Annotated in this window: 18 protein-coding genes and 1 tRNA gene; 7 read left to right on the forward strand and 12 right to left on the reverse strand. The window is 65.6% G+C overall.

Annotation, left to right across the window (positions count from 1 at the left end):
* Positions 1 to 32 precede the first annotated feature (32 nt).
* From AC5Y2L_RS23550 to AC5Y2L_RS23570, 5 genes are read right to left on the reverse strand one after another with little or no spacing between them, the layout of a single operon-like run.
* Positions 33 to 848 carry an SCO1664 family protein gene (locus AC5Y2L_RS23550; RefSeq protein ID WP_499931582.1) on the reverse strand — a complete coding sequence of 272 codons (816 nt, stop codon included), beginning with the start codon at positions 846 to 848 and terminating at the stop codon, positions 33 to 35.
* The gene (locus AC5Y2L_RS23555; RefSeq protein WP_499931584.1) at positions 832 to 1,419 is read right to left on the reverse strand and encodes a DUF3090 domain-containing protein; all 588 of its coding nucleotides are present in this window, start codon (positions 1,417 to 1,419) and stop codon (positions 832 to 834) included. Before AC5Y2L_RS23555 ends, AC5Y2L_RS23550 begins: the two co-directional genes overlap by 17 nt.
* Before the next feature lie 53 nt (positions 1,420 to 1,472).
* Entirely contained in the window at positions 1,473 to 2,210 is a 738-nt protein-coding gene (locus tag AC5Y2L_RS23560; protein ID WP_499931586.1) for a histidine phosphatase family protein, read from the reverse strand.
* Positions 2,207 to 3,037 carry an undecaprenyl-diphosphate phosphatase gene (locus tag AC5Y2L_RS23565; RefSeq protein ID WP_499932352.1) on the reverse strand — a complete coding sequence of 277 codons (831 nt, stop codon included), beginning with the start codon at positions 3,035 to 3,037 and terminating at the stop codon, positions 2,207 to 2,209. The genes AC5Y2L_RS23560 and AC5Y2L_RS23565 overlap by 4 nt, the downstream gene beginning before the upstream one ends.
* Positions 3,038 to 3,092: 55 nt before the next feature.
* On the reverse strand, positions 3,093 to 3,395 hold the full coding sequence (locus AC5Y2L_RS23570) for a hypothetical protein (protein WP_499931589.1): 303 nt from the start codon (positions 3,393 to 3,395) through the stop codon (positions 3,093 to 3,095).
* Between the two features lie 89 nt (positions 3,396 to 3,484).
* Here AC5Y2L_RS23570 and AC5Y2L_RS23575 point away from each other — a divergent pair, with 89 nt between their 5' ends.
* From AC5Y2L_RS23575 to AC5Y2L_RS23590, 4 genes are all read left to right on the forward strand, one after another.
* On the forward strand, positions 3,485 to 4,537 hold the full coding sequence (locus AC5Y2L_RS23575; protein WP_499932354.1) for a YncE family protein: 1,053 nt from the start codon (positions 3,485 to 3,487) through the stop codon (positions 4,535 to 4,537).
* 44 nt (positions 4,538 to 4,581) lie between these two features.
* Positions 4,582 to 4,788 (forward strand): DUF5703 family protein, encoded by a 207-nt coding sequence (locus AC5Y2L_RS23580; RefSeq protein WP_499932356.1) that lies wholly within the window; start codon positions 4,582 to 4,584, stop codon positions 4,786 to 4,788.
* Positions 4,788 to 5,876 carry a quinone-dependent dihydroorotate dehydrogenase gene (locus AC5Y2L_RS23585; RefSeq protein ID WP_499932358.1) on the forward strand — a complete coding sequence of 363 codons (1,089 nt, stop codon included), beginning with the start codon at positions 4,788 to 4,790 and terminating at the stop codon, positions 5,874 to 5,876. The genes AC5Y2L_RS23580 and AC5Y2L_RS23585 overlap by 1 nt, the downstream gene beginning before the upstream one ends.
* 83 nt (positions 5,877 to 5,959) lie before the next feature.
* Positions 5,960 to 6,388, forward strand: a complete 429-nt coding sequence (locus tag AC5Y2L_RS23590) for a hypothetical protein (RefSeq protein ID WP_499931592.1) — start codon at positions 5,960 to 5,962, stop codon at positions 6,386 to 6,388.
* A 3-nt stretch (positions 6,389 to 6,391) separates the two neighbouring features.
* Here AC5Y2L_RS23590 and AC5Y2L_RS23595 read toward each other — a convergent pair whose 3' ends face one another.
* The 3 genes from AC5Y2L_RS23595 to AC5Y2L_RS23605 are packed head-to-tail and all read right to left on the reverse strand — an operon-like array spanning position 6,392 to position 8,893.
* Positions 6,392 to 6,973: an alpha/beta hydrolase family protein gene (locus AC5Y2L_RS23595; RefSeq protein WP_499931594.1), complete on the reverse strand. Its 582-nt coding sequence runs from the start codon at positions 6,971 to 6,973 to the stop codon at positions 6,392 to 6,394.
* 31 nt (positions 6,974 to 7,004) lie between these two features.
* The gene (locus tag AC5Y2L_RS23600) at positions 7,005 to 7,535 is read right to left on the reverse strand and encodes a YbhB/YbcL family Raf kinase inhibitor-like protein (protein ID WP_499931597.1); all 531 of its coding nucleotides are present in this window, start codon (positions 7,533 to 7,535) and stop codon (positions 7,005 to 7,007) included.
* A gap of 23 nt (positions 7,536 to 7,558) precedes the next feature.
* Positions 7,559 to 8,893, reverse strand: coding sequence for a M20/M25/M40 family metallo-hydrolase (locus AC5Y2L_RS23605; protein WP_499931599.1), 1,335 nt, complete (start codon positions 8,891 to 8,893; stop codon positions 7,559 to 7,561).
* A gap of 70 nt (positions 8,894 to 8,963) precedes the next feature.
* Here AC5Y2L_RS23605 and AC5Y2L_RS23610 point away from each other — a divergent pair.
* A tRNA-Leu gene (locus tag AC5Y2L_RS23610) sits at positions 8,964 to 9,049 on the forward strand.
* Here AC5Y2L_RS23610 and AC5Y2L_RS23615 read toward each other — a convergent pair.
* From AC5Y2L_RS23615 to AC5Y2L_RS23630, 4 genes are all read right to left on the reverse strand, one after another.
* Positions 9,031 to 10,677 (reverse strand): recombinase family protein, encoded by a 1,647-nt coding sequence (locus AC5Y2L_RS23615; RefSeq protein WP_012394803.1) that lies wholly within the window; start codon positions 10,675 to 10,677, stop codon positions 9,031 to 9,033. The two genes, AC5Y2L_RS23610 and AC5Y2L_RS23615, sit on opposite strands and share 19 nt — an antisense overlap.
* A gap of 186 nt (positions 10,678 to 10,863) precedes the next feature.
* On the reverse strand, positions 10,864 to 12,369 hold the full coding sequence (locus AC5Y2L_RS23620; RefSeq protein WP_012394804.1) for a replication initiator: 1,506 nt from the start codon (positions 12,367 to 12,369) through the stop codon (positions 10,864 to 10,866).
* Positions 12,366 to 13,799, reverse strand: coding sequence for an FtsK/SpoIIIE domain-containing protein (locus AC5Y2L_RS23625; RefSeq protein ID WP_012394805.1), 1,434 nt, complete (start codon positions 13,797 to 13,799; stop codon positions 12,366 to 12,368). The genes AC5Y2L_RS23620 and AC5Y2L_RS23625 overlap by 4 nt, the downstream gene beginning before the upstream one ends.
* 89 nt (positions 13,800 to 13,888) lie before the next feature.
* Entirely contained in the window at positions 13,889 to 14,233 is a 345-nt protein-coding gene (locus AC5Y2L_RS23630; RefSeq protein ID WP_011893911.1) for an SCO3933 family regulatory protein, read from the reverse strand.
* Positions 14,234 to 14,472: 239 nt separating this feature from the next.
* Here AC5Y2L_RS23630 and AC5Y2L_RS23635 point away from each other — a divergent pair, with 239 nt between their 5' ends.
* Entirely contained in the window at positions 14,473 to 15,291 is an 819-nt protein-coding gene (locus AC5Y2L_RS23635) for a hypothetical protein (protein ID WP_012394806.1), read from the forward strand.
* 5 nt (positions 15,292 to 15,296) lie between these two features.
* Positions 15,297 to 15,764 carry an NUDIX hydrolase gene (locus AC5Y2L_RS23640; protein WP_012394807.1) on the forward strand — a complete coding sequence of 156 codons (468 nt, stop codon included), beginning with the start codon at positions 15,297 to 15,299 and terminating at the stop codon, positions 15,762 to 15,764.
* Positions 15,765 to 15,772: the final 8 nt, after the last annotated feature.

Below are 15,772 nucleotides of genomic sequence, written 5' to 3' on the forward strand. Positions count from 1 at the left end.
TACAAATGCGGACCCTCGCGGGCATGAAGCAACTAGAACGCCGGCCAGGGTATGGCCCGATGCCGGTTCGGTCCGGGCATCACGGGATCGGCCAGCAACGCCTGAGTCCGTCGGCGCAGCGCCGCGATTTCTGCCCGGGTGATCTTTCCGGCCAGCGCGTCGGCGAGCGGTCCGTCGAGAGCTTCGGCGAGGGCAACGACCGCCTCCAGGGTTTCGTCGTCAACCGGCCTGCCGGCCCAGCCCCACAGCACCGTGCGCAGCTTGTTCTCGACGTGCAGGCAGACGCCGTGGTCGACGCCGTAGACGTGGCCGTCCAGGCTGCACAGGATGTGACCACCCTTCCGGTCGGCGTTGTTGATGAGCACGTCGAAGACCGCCATTCGGCGCAACTGAACGTCGTCGGCATGCATCAAGACGACCTCGTCGCCCGCGTAGTCGTAGGCCCGCAGCACCGGCAGGTAACCCGGCTGCCGTTTGTCGGCGGGAAACAAGTCCACCAGATCCGGGCCGGGCTGGGGATCGTTGCCGAATAGGTCACCGGGCTGCTGAATCCACAGTTGCAGCATGCCGGGTCCCGCCGGGCCGTCCCGAATGATGGTGTAAGGCACGATGTTCCAGCCCAATTGCGTCGACACCAGGTACGCCCCGAGTTCGCGTCCGGCCAGGGTCCCGTCTGGGAAATCCCACAGCGGGTGTTCACCGGAGATCGGCTTGTAGACGCAGTGCACGCTGCGTTCATCCAGCGTCGATTCGCAGAGGAAGGTGGCGTTGCTGGCCGAGCGGATGCGTCCTAGGACCGTCAGCTCGCCGCGCCGCAACACCTCACGCTCGTCACCCTTCGGTGTCATCGTCAGGCCCGAGCAGCGCGCTGCGCTTGTAGCCGTTGGTGCGCGCGCAGATATGGCCCTCGGGGTCCAACGGTTCGTCGCAGAGCGGGCACGGCGGACGTCCTGCCGAGATGACGCGGTTGGAGCGAGTCGCGAACTGCCGTGCCGATTCCGGCGTCAGGAATACCCGCACTGCGTCGGGACCGTCCTCGGTGTCGTCGAGCACCACCGAGGCGTCGAACTCGGTATCGGTGACGGCCAGCAATTCGACCACCACGGTCTGCGCCTCGGAATCCCAGCCCAGACCCATGGTCCCGACTCGAAACTCTGCGTCGACGGGCATGATCAGCGGGTTGAGGTCGTCGATCTCGGTGGGCTCCGGAGGCACCGGAGTTCCGAACCTGCGATTCACTTCGAGCAGCAGCGCACCGATCCGTTCGGCAAGAACCGCGACCTGTTGTTTCTCGAGCACCACCGACACCACCCGGGAGTCGTGCACCGCCTGGATGTAGAAGGTCCGATTTCCGGGCTGGCCGACGGTCCCGGCCACGAAACGGTCGGGTGTGCGGAAAACATGAATTGCGCGCGCCATGGCACCTCCCAAAATACCGGCACTGGCCGTCGCAACGCGATTCGTTTGGGCCATTACTCGGCGGATCCACCTACCACCGCATCCCCGGACGGCACTTGACCGTCCGGCTCTTCCCCCTTGTCTCGAGAATCCGGGTGCGCCGCCTCGGTTGGCTTGGCGGCGGCTCGCAGTGTCGCGGAAAGCCGGGCACCGGTGTGGTTGACGTGCAACACGAACGGCCGTAGCGGGGTGTAGTGGATGACGCTGATGGAACCCGGGTCGGCGTTGACGCGCTGGAAGCTGTCCAGATGCATGCCGTAGGCGTCGGCGATCACCGCCTTGATGACGTCACCGTGGCTGCATGCAACCCACAGCGCGTCGGCCCCGTGCTGGTCGGCAAGCCTCCGGTCGTGTTCGCGGACCGCGGCCACGGCGCGAGCCTGGACCTGCGCCAATCCTTCGCCGCCAGGAAACACCGCAGCGCTGGGATGGGCCTGGACCACCCGCCACAACGGTTCGCTCACCAGCTCACCCATCTTGCGGCCGGTCCATTCCCCGTAGTCCACTTCGGCGAGCCGTTCGTCGATCAACGGCTCGAGGAACAGCGCTGCGGCCAGCGGTTCGAGGGTGCGGCGGCAACGCAGCATCGGCGAACTCACCAGCGCGCGGATCGGCAGGTCACCGATCCGATCGATCAGCCCGGCGGCCTGCTCGCGGCCCTTGTCGTCGAGGTCGACCCCCTCCGAGCGGCCGGCCAGCACGCCGGCGGTGTTAGACGTGGACCGGCCGTGCCGCAACAGGATGACGGTCATGTCGCAGCGACCGTTCCGGTGGCCAGCAGAATCAGCACGGCCGTTCCGGCCAGTACCCGGTAGCCGACGAACCAATACATGTTGTGGTGCGCCAGGAATCGCAACAGCCAGGCCACCGCGGCCAGGCCGATGACGAACGCGATCAGGGTGGAGACCAGCAGCTGCGGGCCCGTCGCGCTCATCCCCTTGGTGACCGGATGGAAGGCGTCGGGTAGCGAAAACAGACCGGAGGCGAACACCGCCGGAATGGCCAGCAGAAACCCGAATCGCGCGGCCAGCTCGCGCTCAAGCCCGACAAACAGCCCGGCGCTGATGGTCGAGCCTGAGCGCGAGATGCCGGGGACCAGCGCCAGGCATTGTGCAACACCGACCAGAACTGCATCGCGCCAGTTCAAGTGCTCGATGTCGCGAGTCTGACGGCCGAAATACTCGGCCAGCGCGATCACCGCCGAAAACGCCACCAGCGCGGTCGCCACCACCCACAAGTTGCGCACGCCCGACCGGATCTCCTCCTTGAAGAACAGGCCCAGGACACAGATGGGAATGGTGCCGATGATGACGTACCAGCCGAGGCGGTAGTCGGCGTTGCGGTGCGACTTGACGACCAATCCGTTGAACCAGGCTCTGAGGATGCGCACGATGTCGCGCGCGAAATAGACCAGCACAGCCGCCTCGGTGCCGAGCTGGCTGACCGCCGTGAAGGACGCCCCCGCGTCGTCGGCGAAGAAGACGCGCGACACGATCGCCAAGTGCCCCGACGACGAGACCGGCAAGAACTCGGTCAGGCCCTGCACGACGGACAACACGATGACTTGCCACCAGGACATCGCCGAAACCGCAGTCACGACGACGACCGTACCGGTAGCGGAGGTGCTTAGTGATCTACCGGGATACGGGCAGCGCGTGGGCCACGGAGTCGCGGACCGCGGCGGTCAGGCTGCGCTCATCGGTGAGGTCGATGTCGACGAGGCTGCGGACCGCCCTGGCCACCACGTCTTCGGCCTGCGGAACCGGTCCGGCCAGGCGCGGTCGGTAGATCTCGACGACGAGCGAGCGGTGCTCGATATGGAAAGAAAAACTGCGTCCGTCGCCGACCTGACCGTATCCGCTGGCGAAAATGCCGGGAGTGATGTCCTCGACAGCAAAGTCGTTCTCTGCGAGATGCCGGTCAGCGATGACGGTCATGTCGCCAAGATACATGTTGGAAACAAGTTGTTGTGCGCAACATGGCCTTCCTGGTGCAATCCGTGGCTTTGAAGTTACATAGAATCCCAATCACATGTTCCGCAGTCCAGGGCAATCCTTTGCTACCCACGCTTAAACGAGCAGTTCTGACCGTCTCGACGGCTTTGCTCTTGACGACCGGATGTTCGTCGAACCCGCTGACTGGCGCACCGCCCACCATCGCGCCGGCACACGCCGCCGAGTCGCCACCCGTGTCGCAGAACCCGGCCGGCACCATCGCGCCGCTGGGCGGGCGCCCGTTGGCGGCGATGTGGGACGGCGGCTTGGCGGTCCTGTGCCCGGGCGCCGACGCGGCGGCGCCGGCGAGCATCAGTGTCTTCGGCGACGCAAGCAGACCCTCGGCTCCCCGGGTGATCGTCCTGCCAGGCCCGGCGACCGCGCTGACCAGCGACGGCCGCGGCACCACCTACCTGGCCACGCGCGGCGGCTTCATCACGGCCGACCTATCCGCGGGCCACACCGCTCGGGTGAACGTCGCCGGCGCGGACAACGTCGACTTCACCTCGATCGCGCGCCGCGGCGACGGCAAAATCGTGTTGGGTAGCGCCGACGGCGCCGTCTACGTGGTGGCCGGCGACGGCTCGGTCACCCGCCGCAAGAAGATCTTCGCTCGCGTGGATGCCCTTGCGACACAAGGAGATACGACGGTGGTGCTGGATCGCGGCCAGACGTCGGTGACGACGATCGGGGCCGACGGTCGCGTCGAGCAGGCACTGCGGGCCGGCGAAGGCGCCACCACCCTGGCAGCCGATCCGCTGGGCCGGGTGCTGGTTGCCGACACGCGCGGCGGCCAACTGCTGGTCTACGGCGTCGAGCCGCTGATTTTGCGGCAGGCCTACCCGGTGCGCCAAGCCCCGTACGGATTGGCCGGATCGCGCGGGCTGGCCTGGGTATCCCAAACCGCGTCGAATATTGTCATTGGTTACGATCTGACGACTGGAATTCCCGTCGAGAAGGTGCGTTACCCAACCGTGCAGCAACCCAACTCGCTGGCCTTTGACGAAGCGTCGGACACCTTGTATGTGGTGTCGGGGTCCGGTGCTGGTGTGCAAATCATCGAACATGCGGCGGGTGCACGTTGACCGGCCCGCGGTGGAGTCGGCTACCCGCGGGCTGGGACACCGAGATGACCGACGAGTACGAGTGGGCTCCGCTGCGGCTGCCGCCGGAGGTGACCAGGCTGAGTGCGTCCACCAGGCTGTCCATCGAGGCCGAATACCGCGGCTGGGAGCTGACCCGGGTGCGGGTCTACACCGACGGCAGCAGGCGAGTCCTGTTGCGCCGCAAGAAGTCTCGTTTGGAGAACCGTCGGCCGGACCAGCCGCAACTGTGATCTATCCAGTGCTGCGGCGGCTGTTGTTCTTAGTACCGCCGGAACGCATTCACACCCTGGTCTTCGCGATGCTGCGCCTGGTGACCGCCCTGCCACCGGTGCGCCGCTTGCTGAATCGTCTACTGGGCCCTAAGGATCCGATACTGGCCAGCACCGCTTTCGGAGTACGGTTTCCGGGACCGCTGGGGCTGGCCGCCGGGTTCGACAAGGACGGCTTAGGTCTATTGACCTGGGGCGCAATGGGTTTCGGATACGCCGAGATTGGGACCGTCACCGCCCGCCCGCAGCCCGGAAACCCCGCCCCGCGTATGTTCCGCTTGCCCGACGACCGTGCCCTGCTGAACCGAATGGGGTTCAACAACCTTGGCGCCGGGGCGCTCGCGATGCGACTGGCCCGGCGCCGTCCCGAGATACCGATCGGGGTGAACATCGGCAAGACCAAGACCACCCCGGCCGCCGATGCGGTCGACGACTATCGGGCCAGCGCCCGCCTGCTCGGCCCCCTCGCCTCGTACCTGGTGGTCAACGTCAGCTCGCCGAACACACCCGGACTGCGGGACCTGCAGGCGATCGAGTCGCTGCGGCCCATCCTGTCCGCCGTGCTGGCCGAGGTATCGCGGACCTCGACACCGGTGCTGGTGAAGATCGCCCCGGACATTTCCGACTCCGACCTCGACGAGATCGCCGACCTGGCCGTCGAACTCGGGCTGGCCGGCATCGTGGCAACCAACACCACCGTGTCGCGCGACGGCCTGGCCACCGCCGGTGTCGACGCGCTTGGCGCCGGCGGGATCTCGGGGCCGCCGGTGGCGCCGCGTGCCGTCGAGGTGCTCCGCCGGCTCTACGGCCGGGTCGGCGAGCGGCTGGTATTGATCAGCGTGGGCGGCATCGAGACCGCCGACGACGCGTGGGAGCGCATCACCGCGGGCGCGTCGTTGCTGCAGGGCTACACCGGCTTCATCTACGGCGGAGGCTTGTGGCCCAAGCACATTCACGACGGCATCGCCCGTCGACTGCATGACGGTGGGTTCACGTCGCTGAGCGACGCGGTCGGATCCGCGGCGGCCAAGGAAAGGCCGTCGAGTTAGGCCGCAAGGATTTCGCAAGGATTCCGCGAAGATCGCGCAAGCGGTGCGCGGCAGAATGGCTTGGTCAGCAGAAGGTGACCACGATGAAGATCAAAGCGATAGCGGTGGCTGGCCTGTTGGCCGGCACGCTGGTGACAGCGAGTCCCGCGCAGGCCGAGGCACCTTCGCCGTCCGCACTGAGTCATTCTTACCCACTGCGTCATTCTTACCCACTGCGCCCCTCGCCCGCCCTCAGTCCCCAGTCCGAGGCCGAAACGCTGCGGGACGAAATTGACGACCTGGACGCCAGTTGGGACAGTCTCACCCCGGAGCAGCGAAATCAGCGAATAGCGCAGTTACAGCAACAGGTCACCAAGGTGGACATGGACAGCCGAAATCTACCCCAGGATCAAAAAGCGCAAGTGGACGCGATCCTGTTGCCGTCACTTGTCCACTTGGCCAACCTTCTTCGGAAAGTTCAGACGCCGCCCACATCTCCGTGCGTCTTCCCGTTCTGCTTGCCCGGACTGTAAAACTTAAGCGTCCAGATAGTCCGCGACGAAATCCGTTGTGAGCCGGTGCCATTCGCTCCAGCGCCGCACCATGTGGTGGCCGACGCCGTCGATGCCCACCCATTGCGCATCCAGCCCACGCTCGCGAGCGCGCAGCGTCTGAGCCCGTGAGTCGCACGGGTCGGTGCGGGTATCAGCGGTGCCGTGCACGACCAGCAACCGGGTACCCGTCGGGATCAGATCGGCCTTGCCGCCGTGCCACCAGGGCGCCAGTGCCACCACCGCGCCGACGCCACCCCGTTCGGACAGGTGCGCGGCAACACGCCCTCCCATCGAATGGCCAACCAGCACAATATTTTTCGGATCACACCGCTGCCGAGCCTGGTCCAGAACCGCTTCGGCGTCGCGCACCGGGTCCCAACCTGGGCTGTTCCATCCGCGCAGGCGGTATTGGACTCGTCGCACTTCGACGTCGGGTCCGAGGCGGCGCCGCAACGCTCGCGCCATCAACACCATGCGCAAATTCGCTAAGTGCCACCAGCGTGATCGCTCGTTGCTGCGCATTTTGCCGCCGGGCAGCACAAGCACACACGCGCGCGAATTCACGTCCGTGATTCGGAGCCGACGGTCGCCTGGCTTAGGTCTGCTCGTAGGTGCCGTGGATATAGGCCCGAGCAATGGCATGCTGGAACAGGTTGAACCCGAGATAAGCGGGACTGGCGTCTTCGTTCAGGTCCAGCTTGTCCACCTTCACCGCGTGCACCGCGACGTAGTAGCGGTGCACGCCGTGGCCGGGAGGCGGCGCGGCCCCGACGTAGCGGCGCATTCCGGCGTCGTTCACCAGGGTGAGAGCGCCACCGGGCAGGTCGCTGCCGTCGCCCGCGCCGTCGGGCAACTCGGTGACGTCAACGGGCAGGTTGGCCACCGCCCAGTGCCAGAATCCGGACAATGTCGGCGCGTCAGGGTCGTAGACGGTGACCGCGAAGCTGCGGGTCTCGTCGGGGAATCCCGACCAGCTCAGCTGCGGGCTGACGTCCTCACCACCGGCCCCCATGATTCCGCTGATCTGCGGAGTGGCCAGCGGCTGCCCGTCGGTGATCGAGTTCGAACTCAACTGGAAGCGTGGCAACTTGGGCAGCGCGTCGTACGGGTCGGGCTTCGAGATCATTCTCAGTCCTCTCGGGCGATCGATTAGCAGTTTGTCAGCAAGTGTGTCAGCACGGCGGTACCGAACCGCAGCGCATCGATGGGTACCCGCTCGTCGATCCCATGGAACAACGACGTGAAATCCAAATCCGGCGGCAACCGCAGCGGACTGAAGCCAAAGCAGCGAATACCCAAGCGCGCGAAGGCTTTAGCGTCAGTACCGCCAGACAACATGTAAGGCACGGTTCGGCCGTCCGGGTCGACGGCCAGCACTGCGGCGTTCATGGCGTCGACGAGGTCACCGTCGAAGGTGGTCTGGTACGACGGCAAGTCCCTGATCCACTCCCGGGTGATGTCGGGGCCGAGCAATTCGGCCACTTCGGCCTCGAACGCCGCCTGTCGACCGGGCAGCACACGGCAGTCGACGACGGCTTCGGCCGTGGCCGGGACCACGTTGGCCTTGTAGCCGGCCTTGAGCATCGTCGGGTTCGCGGTGTCGCGCAGCACGGCCTTGAGCATGCGGGCCATCGGGCCCAACTTTTCGATCGTCCCTTCCAAGTCGGGTGACTCGGCGTCGAAGGCGAGGCCGGTCTCTTCGCTGATGGCGGCCAGGAACTGCACGACGGTGTCGGTCGGCACGAGCGGAAACTGGTGGCGCCCAAGGCGGCCCACTGCCTCGGCCAAAACCGTGACTGCGTTGTGGTCGTGCACCATCGAGCCGTGGCCGGGCCGGCCGCGGGCGGTCAGCCGCATCCACTGAATGCCCTTCTCGGCCGTCTCGATCAGGTAGAGGCGGCGCTCACCGCCGTCGCGGCGCGGCACCGTCAGAGAGAAGCCGCCGACCTCACCGATCGCCTCGGTGATGCCGTCGAACAAGTCGGGCCGGTTGTCGACCAGCCACTGCGCCCCGTAGGTGCCGCCGTGCTCCTCGTCGGCAATGAACCCGAACACCAGGTCGCGCGGGGGCACGGCGCCGGTCCGCTTCAGCTGCTGGGCGACCACGATCATCATGCCGACCATGTCCTTCATGTCGACCGCGCCGCGGCCCCAGACATAGCCGTCTTCGATTGCGCCGGAGAACGGGTGCACGCTCCATTCGGCCGCTTCGGCCGGCACCACGTCGAGGTGTCCGTGGATCAGCAGGGCGCCGCGGGAGCTGTCCGCTCCGGCAAGGCGGGCGAACACGTTGCCACGGCCTGGCGCGCCGGATTCCACGTATTCGGGCTGATAGCCGACTTCCGCAAGCTGCTCGGCAACCCACCGGGCGCATTCGGCCTCACCTTTGGTGGTCGTGGGATCGCCGGTGTTGGTGGTATCGAACCGGATTAGCCTGCTGACAACCTCGACCACGTCATCGCTCACAGTGACTGTTCTTACCACTGTGCAAGCTGGTGGGTTGGGCGGGCGCAGCGCAATCCGATAGCCTTAGCTGCCAGCTCAGGTTGGCCTGGTCCGAGTGGCGGAATGGCAGACGCGCTAGCTTGAGGTGCTAGTGCCCTACTAATGGGCGTGGGGGTTCAAGTCCCCCCTCGGACACGTCCGGCGACACGACTTAAGTCGGCAGTCGCCGTGACTCGCTGAAGATGCGGGTCGTAGTCGAGGCGCAGGCCCAGGCTTGCGTATACCTGAGCGCGTTCCGCCCCGGTTGCCTCACCAAGCACTGCTGACAGCCCGCCCAATTCCTCAACCAACTCGCTGATTTGTGCGGCAGTCATGACGCGAGGTCGCTCCGCTTGCTCAAGACGGACCTTCAGCTCGTCGCGCTCGGCGGTGCGGCGGCGCAATGCAACAGTCAAATCCTCAACGGCCACACCAGACTCCACGGCGGTAACCAGAGCAGCAACCTTCGCATTCGCCTCGCTGAGCTGGCGCCGCAAGGCCGCGTAGCCAGCCCCTGCTACCGGGTCCGCGTCTTGCCCGCGTGCCAAGTCGGCCGGATCGGCCAGGGTGGCGATCCATTCGTCAAGTCGCGCAGTCACCTCATCTTCACGGAGGTAGACGGTGCGCGGGTGATCACTCAGGTCCGCGGGTACCGAACGCGACTTACCGAGCTCACAACGGTAGAGGATGCGTGTTGTTCGCTTCCCGGCGCGGGCAGCGCCCTGCATCCGCCGTCCACATGCGGCACAGAACAGCAGCCCACGCAGTGCATATGGCACTGTTGACTCTCTGCTGCAAACAAGACCGGGACCCCGCCGCGCCTGCATCCGAAGACGAACAGCCTGCGCTAGTTCGTCACGGATCAGCGCTTCATGCGTGCGGCGTTCTGGTGCGATCCAGTCGGCCTCATCACGCCACCGCATACGAGTCTCATACCCCGCAGCGACATCATCGGGGTTGACCAGAACCTCGTATTTCTCCTGCTTGCCCCAAACACGGATACCGCGGTACGCCGGGTTGTCGAGTATCGCGCGGATCGCCGAATGGGACCATCCTCGTGGGTCACGATGCCGATTCCGTGCCGGGTCGTACTGGCTCGGTGACGGTACACCATCGTCGGTGAGCCGTTGCGCGATATAGCGCAGGCCCGCTCCGTCGGCGTACATGCGGTAGATCCGCTCGACGACCGAAGATGTCGCGGGGTCGGGTTCGAGGCGGTGAAGCCGCTGCCCAAGATTGGCCTTGGCAGGGTTTGGATGCGGGCCGGCATCGACGAGCCGGTAACCGTAGGGTGGTCGACCACCGAGATATCTGGCGGTGTCGTGCGCGAGTGCTGACATCGCCGTACGGACGCGCATCTGGATTCGAGCGCGCTCTCCCTTGCTCATGCCGCCGAACAGAGTCATCACCAGGTCGTGTGCCTCGGAGCCGGGATCGACCGCTCCGCCGACCTCGGGTACCCACAGGCCAACTCCGTAGTGCGTGAGGACAGGGAAGGTGAGCGCAAACTGCGGCCCGTAGAACGCACGGGCGGGTTCCCCAATCACTACGGCATCAAAGCTACGGTCCCGACAAGCGACATCAGCAAGCAGACGTGACGCCTCTGGCCTGCGCTTCCACGGCAGTGAACGGCTCTGTCCCACATCGAAGTAGTCGGCGGCGATGAATCCGCCGTGCGGAGTGATCAGGTCCATGGCACGCCGCTTCTGCCAGCTGCGGCTCGCCTCCGGGTCTTGAGCGTCCTCCGTGCTCACTCGGCCATAGAAGGCGAACCTCAGGCTCACGCCACTCCCCTCCCTGATCCAAGCATCCGGTCCCGCACAGCCATTATCACGTGTACCAGCGCGCGGTTGGCCTCGGACGGAAGTCGATATTGGTTGGGCACAACAATTTCAACACCCCCCTCTGACACCGTCGGCGCATCGGGACGAGCGTCACACCCGGAGCGAGCACGTGCTGCTCGGGACCTGTCAGCCATCGCTTCCCCCTGGCGGATCCCATTGTTGATTGCGGGCTTGGCCACGGACTTCGATCAGTCCGATGCGGCGGGTGTGGATGTGTTGGACGGCCGCGGAGTAGATGAGGGTCCGGTCGCCGAGGCTGGTGGGGCCGGCACGATCGAATTCCCATGCCACCAGATCATCGCCATCGGTGGAGTCGAGGCCGAGATCATGTTGGTGCGCAGTGCTTTTTAAACGTTGTTCACGGGTCCAGGCCGCGCGACGTTCGCGCAGCGCGGTCATCGTGGTGGAATAGCGGCGGGATTTGCTGGTGATGTGGCCCCGGTAGCCCAGGGTGTGCAGCCACCGACCGACACCGGCCAGTCCCTTATCGGCGAGTTGGCTGATGGCGGTCAGGATCGCCCGAACGTGGTCGCAGACATCGAGGTCAGCGATGGCCTCGGTGGAGATGCGTCGCGCGCTGATCCCGACGTCAGCTAAGGATTTGGTGACGTATTTCGCGAGGTAGCGAGCTACGCGGCGGCCTGGAAGAACCCCGCCGTGTGGTGAATCCTCCTGCACAGCAGAGCCGTCCGTGCCGGCGTGCCGGTTGTCGATGGGTTGGGTGTCGACTTGTGTGCCGAACCTGATCACCCGTGTCGCTGTATTTGAGGATGAGTCGGTGACCGTCACGGCCACGGTTCGAACGGCCTGTTGGATGATGGTGGCCAGTTCGGTTGCCGCAAGGGGCGCATGCCAGTCATGACCGCCAGAGTCATCGCTGTCGGGCGGGTCGAGGCGGATCAGGGCATGAATGTGCGGGATGAGCCGGGCTTGCAGTTCGACGACTTTGATGAAGCTGACCTGCACCGCATCCGGGTCGGCGCCCGAAGCACGTAGCTCTCGGCGCAGTGTGCGTCGCAGGGTGATGGTGAAGCGTCGCCACAGTTCGGGCAGGTGCCATGTGAACAGGACATGCCCGGTGTAGTCGTAGCAGTCCGCGCAGATCGGCTGTCCCGCATAGATATCACCTTCGCCGTGGGTTGTGCTGCACCACAGTGGTTTTCCATGCGGGCATCGGCGGTAGCCGCCAGTGTGGTGGTGGTCGCGACACACACGCTGCTTCTTGTCGCCTGCACGCGCGGCGGCGTGAACAGGCCCGTAGCTAGGTGCGGTGAGGGTGACGAACACCTGCGGACGATCGGCCACTGCTGCGGGGATGTTGTGGTGGCCGCCGGCGGTGCCAGCGTGCACGAGCTGCCACGTGTCGCGGGCGTACAGGTCTGAGCACGATGGGCATACCTGTGCGCGGCGGTTGTTGCACCGTGTCCACACCACCCGATCGCGGCCTATCTCGTCGGTACCTCTGAGTTGGATGGGGTGGGCGCAGAAGCCAACAGATTCCGCGCGCCGCCACCACGATTCGAACCCCGTCGAGGACGCGCGGCGCACCATCTGATCCACCACCGCATTGGTGTCGATCGAGCCGGGAACCCCGGGCAACACCAGCGTGGGGGCTGTCGTTGCAGTAGTCACCGTTGACCCCGGGCGGTGTCGGTGCGCCCGCTGTTGGACTGGTTGGTTCGGGTCGCGGCACGAGGTGGCCGGAATCGTGCTGCCAGAGTGGCGATGTCGTGGTCGGCGACGTGAAATGCCCGTACCCGCACCGGTTGGGCCGTGCCATCGATCATCATGTAGCCCACACCGGGAGTGGTGTCGGGGATGTGATCGCAGTCGGCCCCCGCGTCGCGGGCGCCCTGGCCCAAAACCATGGTGGTTTGGGTGGCTTCGGTCAACCGCAACCCGATTCGCACGGTAAACAGCTGCCGCACCGGCAGGGTGTCTTTGGCCGGATCTTGCACCGCTGCCACCACCGAAATGCCGACGGCCCGGCCTTGGGAGAGCAGCAGGCCCAACAGCTGTTCAATTTCGCTGCGCACCTTGCGGTCGGTCACATACGCAGTCAGCGCGGCGATCTCATCGATCACCACCACGAATAACGGCTCAGTCGGAGTCGGGGTGTGCATGCGCGTCTTGCCCCGTAACCGATTGGCGCGGGCGTGCATCACCTCCACTAGTTGCCGCAGCAGGTACAGGGTGGTGCCAGTGGCGTCGTGGGTGAACACCGTGAACATGGGTGCTCCGGCGCCCAGTTCCATGCCGCCTTTCGGGTCGATGACGCAGAGCCGCACTTGTCCGGTTTTCACGGCGGGGGCGAGGCCAGCGATCAGTGACCACAACACTGAACCTTTCCCCGCGCCGGTCGCGCCAGCCACGAGCAGGTGGTGGCCAAGCAGAGGTAGGTGCCACCAGTGGCGGGTTTCGGTGATCCCGACCCGCACCGACCCCACATCCACCGCAGTCGCCGTCGTGGGCATGGGCAGGGCAATCGGGTCGGCCAGCACGTCGCCGCGCATCAGGGTGATGCGTAGCTCTCCGGGCGCGGTCGCGCGGATGGCGATCCGGTCGGCACGCCAGGCGGCGGCTAGCGCCTCGGATTGCTTGTGCCAATCAGCCAGGGAGTGGCCGGTGACCACTCGCAGCGCCAGGACGTCGGTCGTCTTGCCGATGCGCACCGACTGCAAGGTCGGCACCAAGGTGCGTTCGCCAAGTGTGGCGGTCAGGCCGTGCAGGGTGCACACCGATTGCCAGGTGCGGGTGTAGCGCGACCAGGTCAACCAGCGCCGCCGCACCGGCTCGGTGACCCATCCGTGAAACGATCGCGGGTCCAGCCACGCCCAGCCCGCATACGCGGCAGCGAAAGCAATACCGATGATCAGACCCGCGCGTGAGCCATGGGTAATGGCCATCGCCACGCTGGCGATGATCGGGATGCTGATGGCCGGGAACAGGACCGCCCACCACAGCAGATACCCGGCCGCTTTGAACAGTGAGAGGATGAGGTCGGTGATCCAGTCGTCGTCGTTGGATTGAGAGTTCTTGCTGTTTTTGTAGTTTGATGCCATGACAGGCGTCCCTCTGGTGAGTGAATGGTCGATAGCAGCTCACGTGCTGGGGCGCGACACCCACGAGCGCCGCGCCCCAGCAAATGGGGTTATTTCTGCGCGCGGGACGCTTGATCGCTCGGCGCAGCCGCGGGGTTGGTGGGGGTGATGGCGTCGGCACGGAACGCCACGCCGCTGCGATCACCTTGAGCCCAAGGGATAGCAACCAGACCCGCGACTGAAACAGGTTGGGTGACTGTCACTTTCGGATCCCCGGCGACGGTGACGTTGAGCACTTCACCACCGGTGTCATCCAACGCCAACAGCTGCGCGGCATACAGTGGCACGCCGGTGGCGGTGTCCACTTTTGGGCTGCCGGTCTCGAAGTTCAGCCGCGGCTCGGCCGCTCGGGTGACGATGAACCGTGTGCCTGATGTGTCGATTCTTAAACGCATTGTCCCGCTGTTCCTTTCGTGATCTGTTTGCGCCCGTTGCGGCGCTGGGCTCAGTTCACGTGGACATCGCGGACGTAGCGAGGGACGTTGGCAGGCATTGCCGACACTGCCGCAGACATTTCGGACACGACAGGGACATGCCCGTGGGCATCGGACGGGCATCACCGCCGCGGGGCGGCGGCAGTCGCATGGCAAACTAGGAACCACGCGCTGAGGATGGACAGGGATGACACGGAAAGATGTGCGCTGAGACGACGGGCGATCAGGACGGCGACGCCGAGGCCGCCACGATCCCCAACGATCGCCTCACCCAACGGCTGCACGCCAAGGGACTCTCCCCACAGAGGTTCGCCACTGCGGTGGGCGTGGATATCAAGACGGTGCGCCGCTGGCTGGCCAACATCGACTACAACGTCCGCGAGGACAACGCCCGCCGCGCCGCTAAGCTGCTTGGCTGCACACCGCACAACCTGTGGCCCAACCAGTATCCTGCCCCTACCGCGAGCGCGCTGGCGACGACGTCGCTGGGTGGTCCGTTCACCGCGACGCTGTATGCCAGCCGCACCCAGCTGCCGATCACGACGTGGCAGCAGCATTTCGGCGACGCCACCACCGGCATCGACATCCTCGTCCTGGCGGCCACGTTCCTGTTTGACACCCTCGACGGCTTCCTCGACATTCTGCTCGACGCCGCCGCCCGCGGTGTGGCGGTGCGGTTTCTCGTCGGGGATCCTGACACTGCCACCACGATCCTGCGCGGCAAGGAGGAAGGCATCGGCGAGGCCGTCATCGCCCGCTGCCGCACGTCCGTGGAGTTGCTCGCCCCGCATGCCGATACCCCGGGGCTGGATATCCGCACCCACGACACCACGCTCTACACGTCGATCTTCCGGGTCGACGACGCCATGATCGTCAACTTCCACATCTACGGCTCACCCGGGCGCAACAACCCCGTGCTTGTGCTGTCGCGCCACCACGAACCACGGCTCTGGGCCACCCTCGAAGACGCTTTCACCCAGGTCTGGGATCGCGCCAGACCGCTCAGCGCGAAAGGCTGAACCCTATGCGAACCGACTACTACAACGACCCCAACGCCCCGCTGCCCAACAGCGTCGTTCCGTCAGCCTCGGCCATCGTCACCGACGAACAGGGTCGTATCCTGCTGATCAAACGCCGCGACAACACCCTGTGGGCGCTACCCGGCGGCGGACACGACATCGGCGAAACGATTGCCGACACCGCCGTCCGGGAAGTCAAAGAGGAAACCGGGCTCGACATTGAAGTCACCGGCCTTGTCGGTGTCTACACCAACCCGCAGCATGTCGTCGCGTTCACCGATGGCGAAGTCCGCCAACAGTTCTCTCTGTCCTTCACCACCAAGGTTCTCGGCGGTACCCTGGCCATCGATCACGAAAGCACCGACATCGCCTGGACCGATCCCGACGACATCCCCAATCTGGACATGCACCCGTCGATGCGACTGCGCATCGAGCACTACCTGCAACACCGCGACAGCCCCTACCTCGGCTAACCGGCTGG

The organism is Mycobacterium sp. NGS66 (assembly GCF_059812225.1).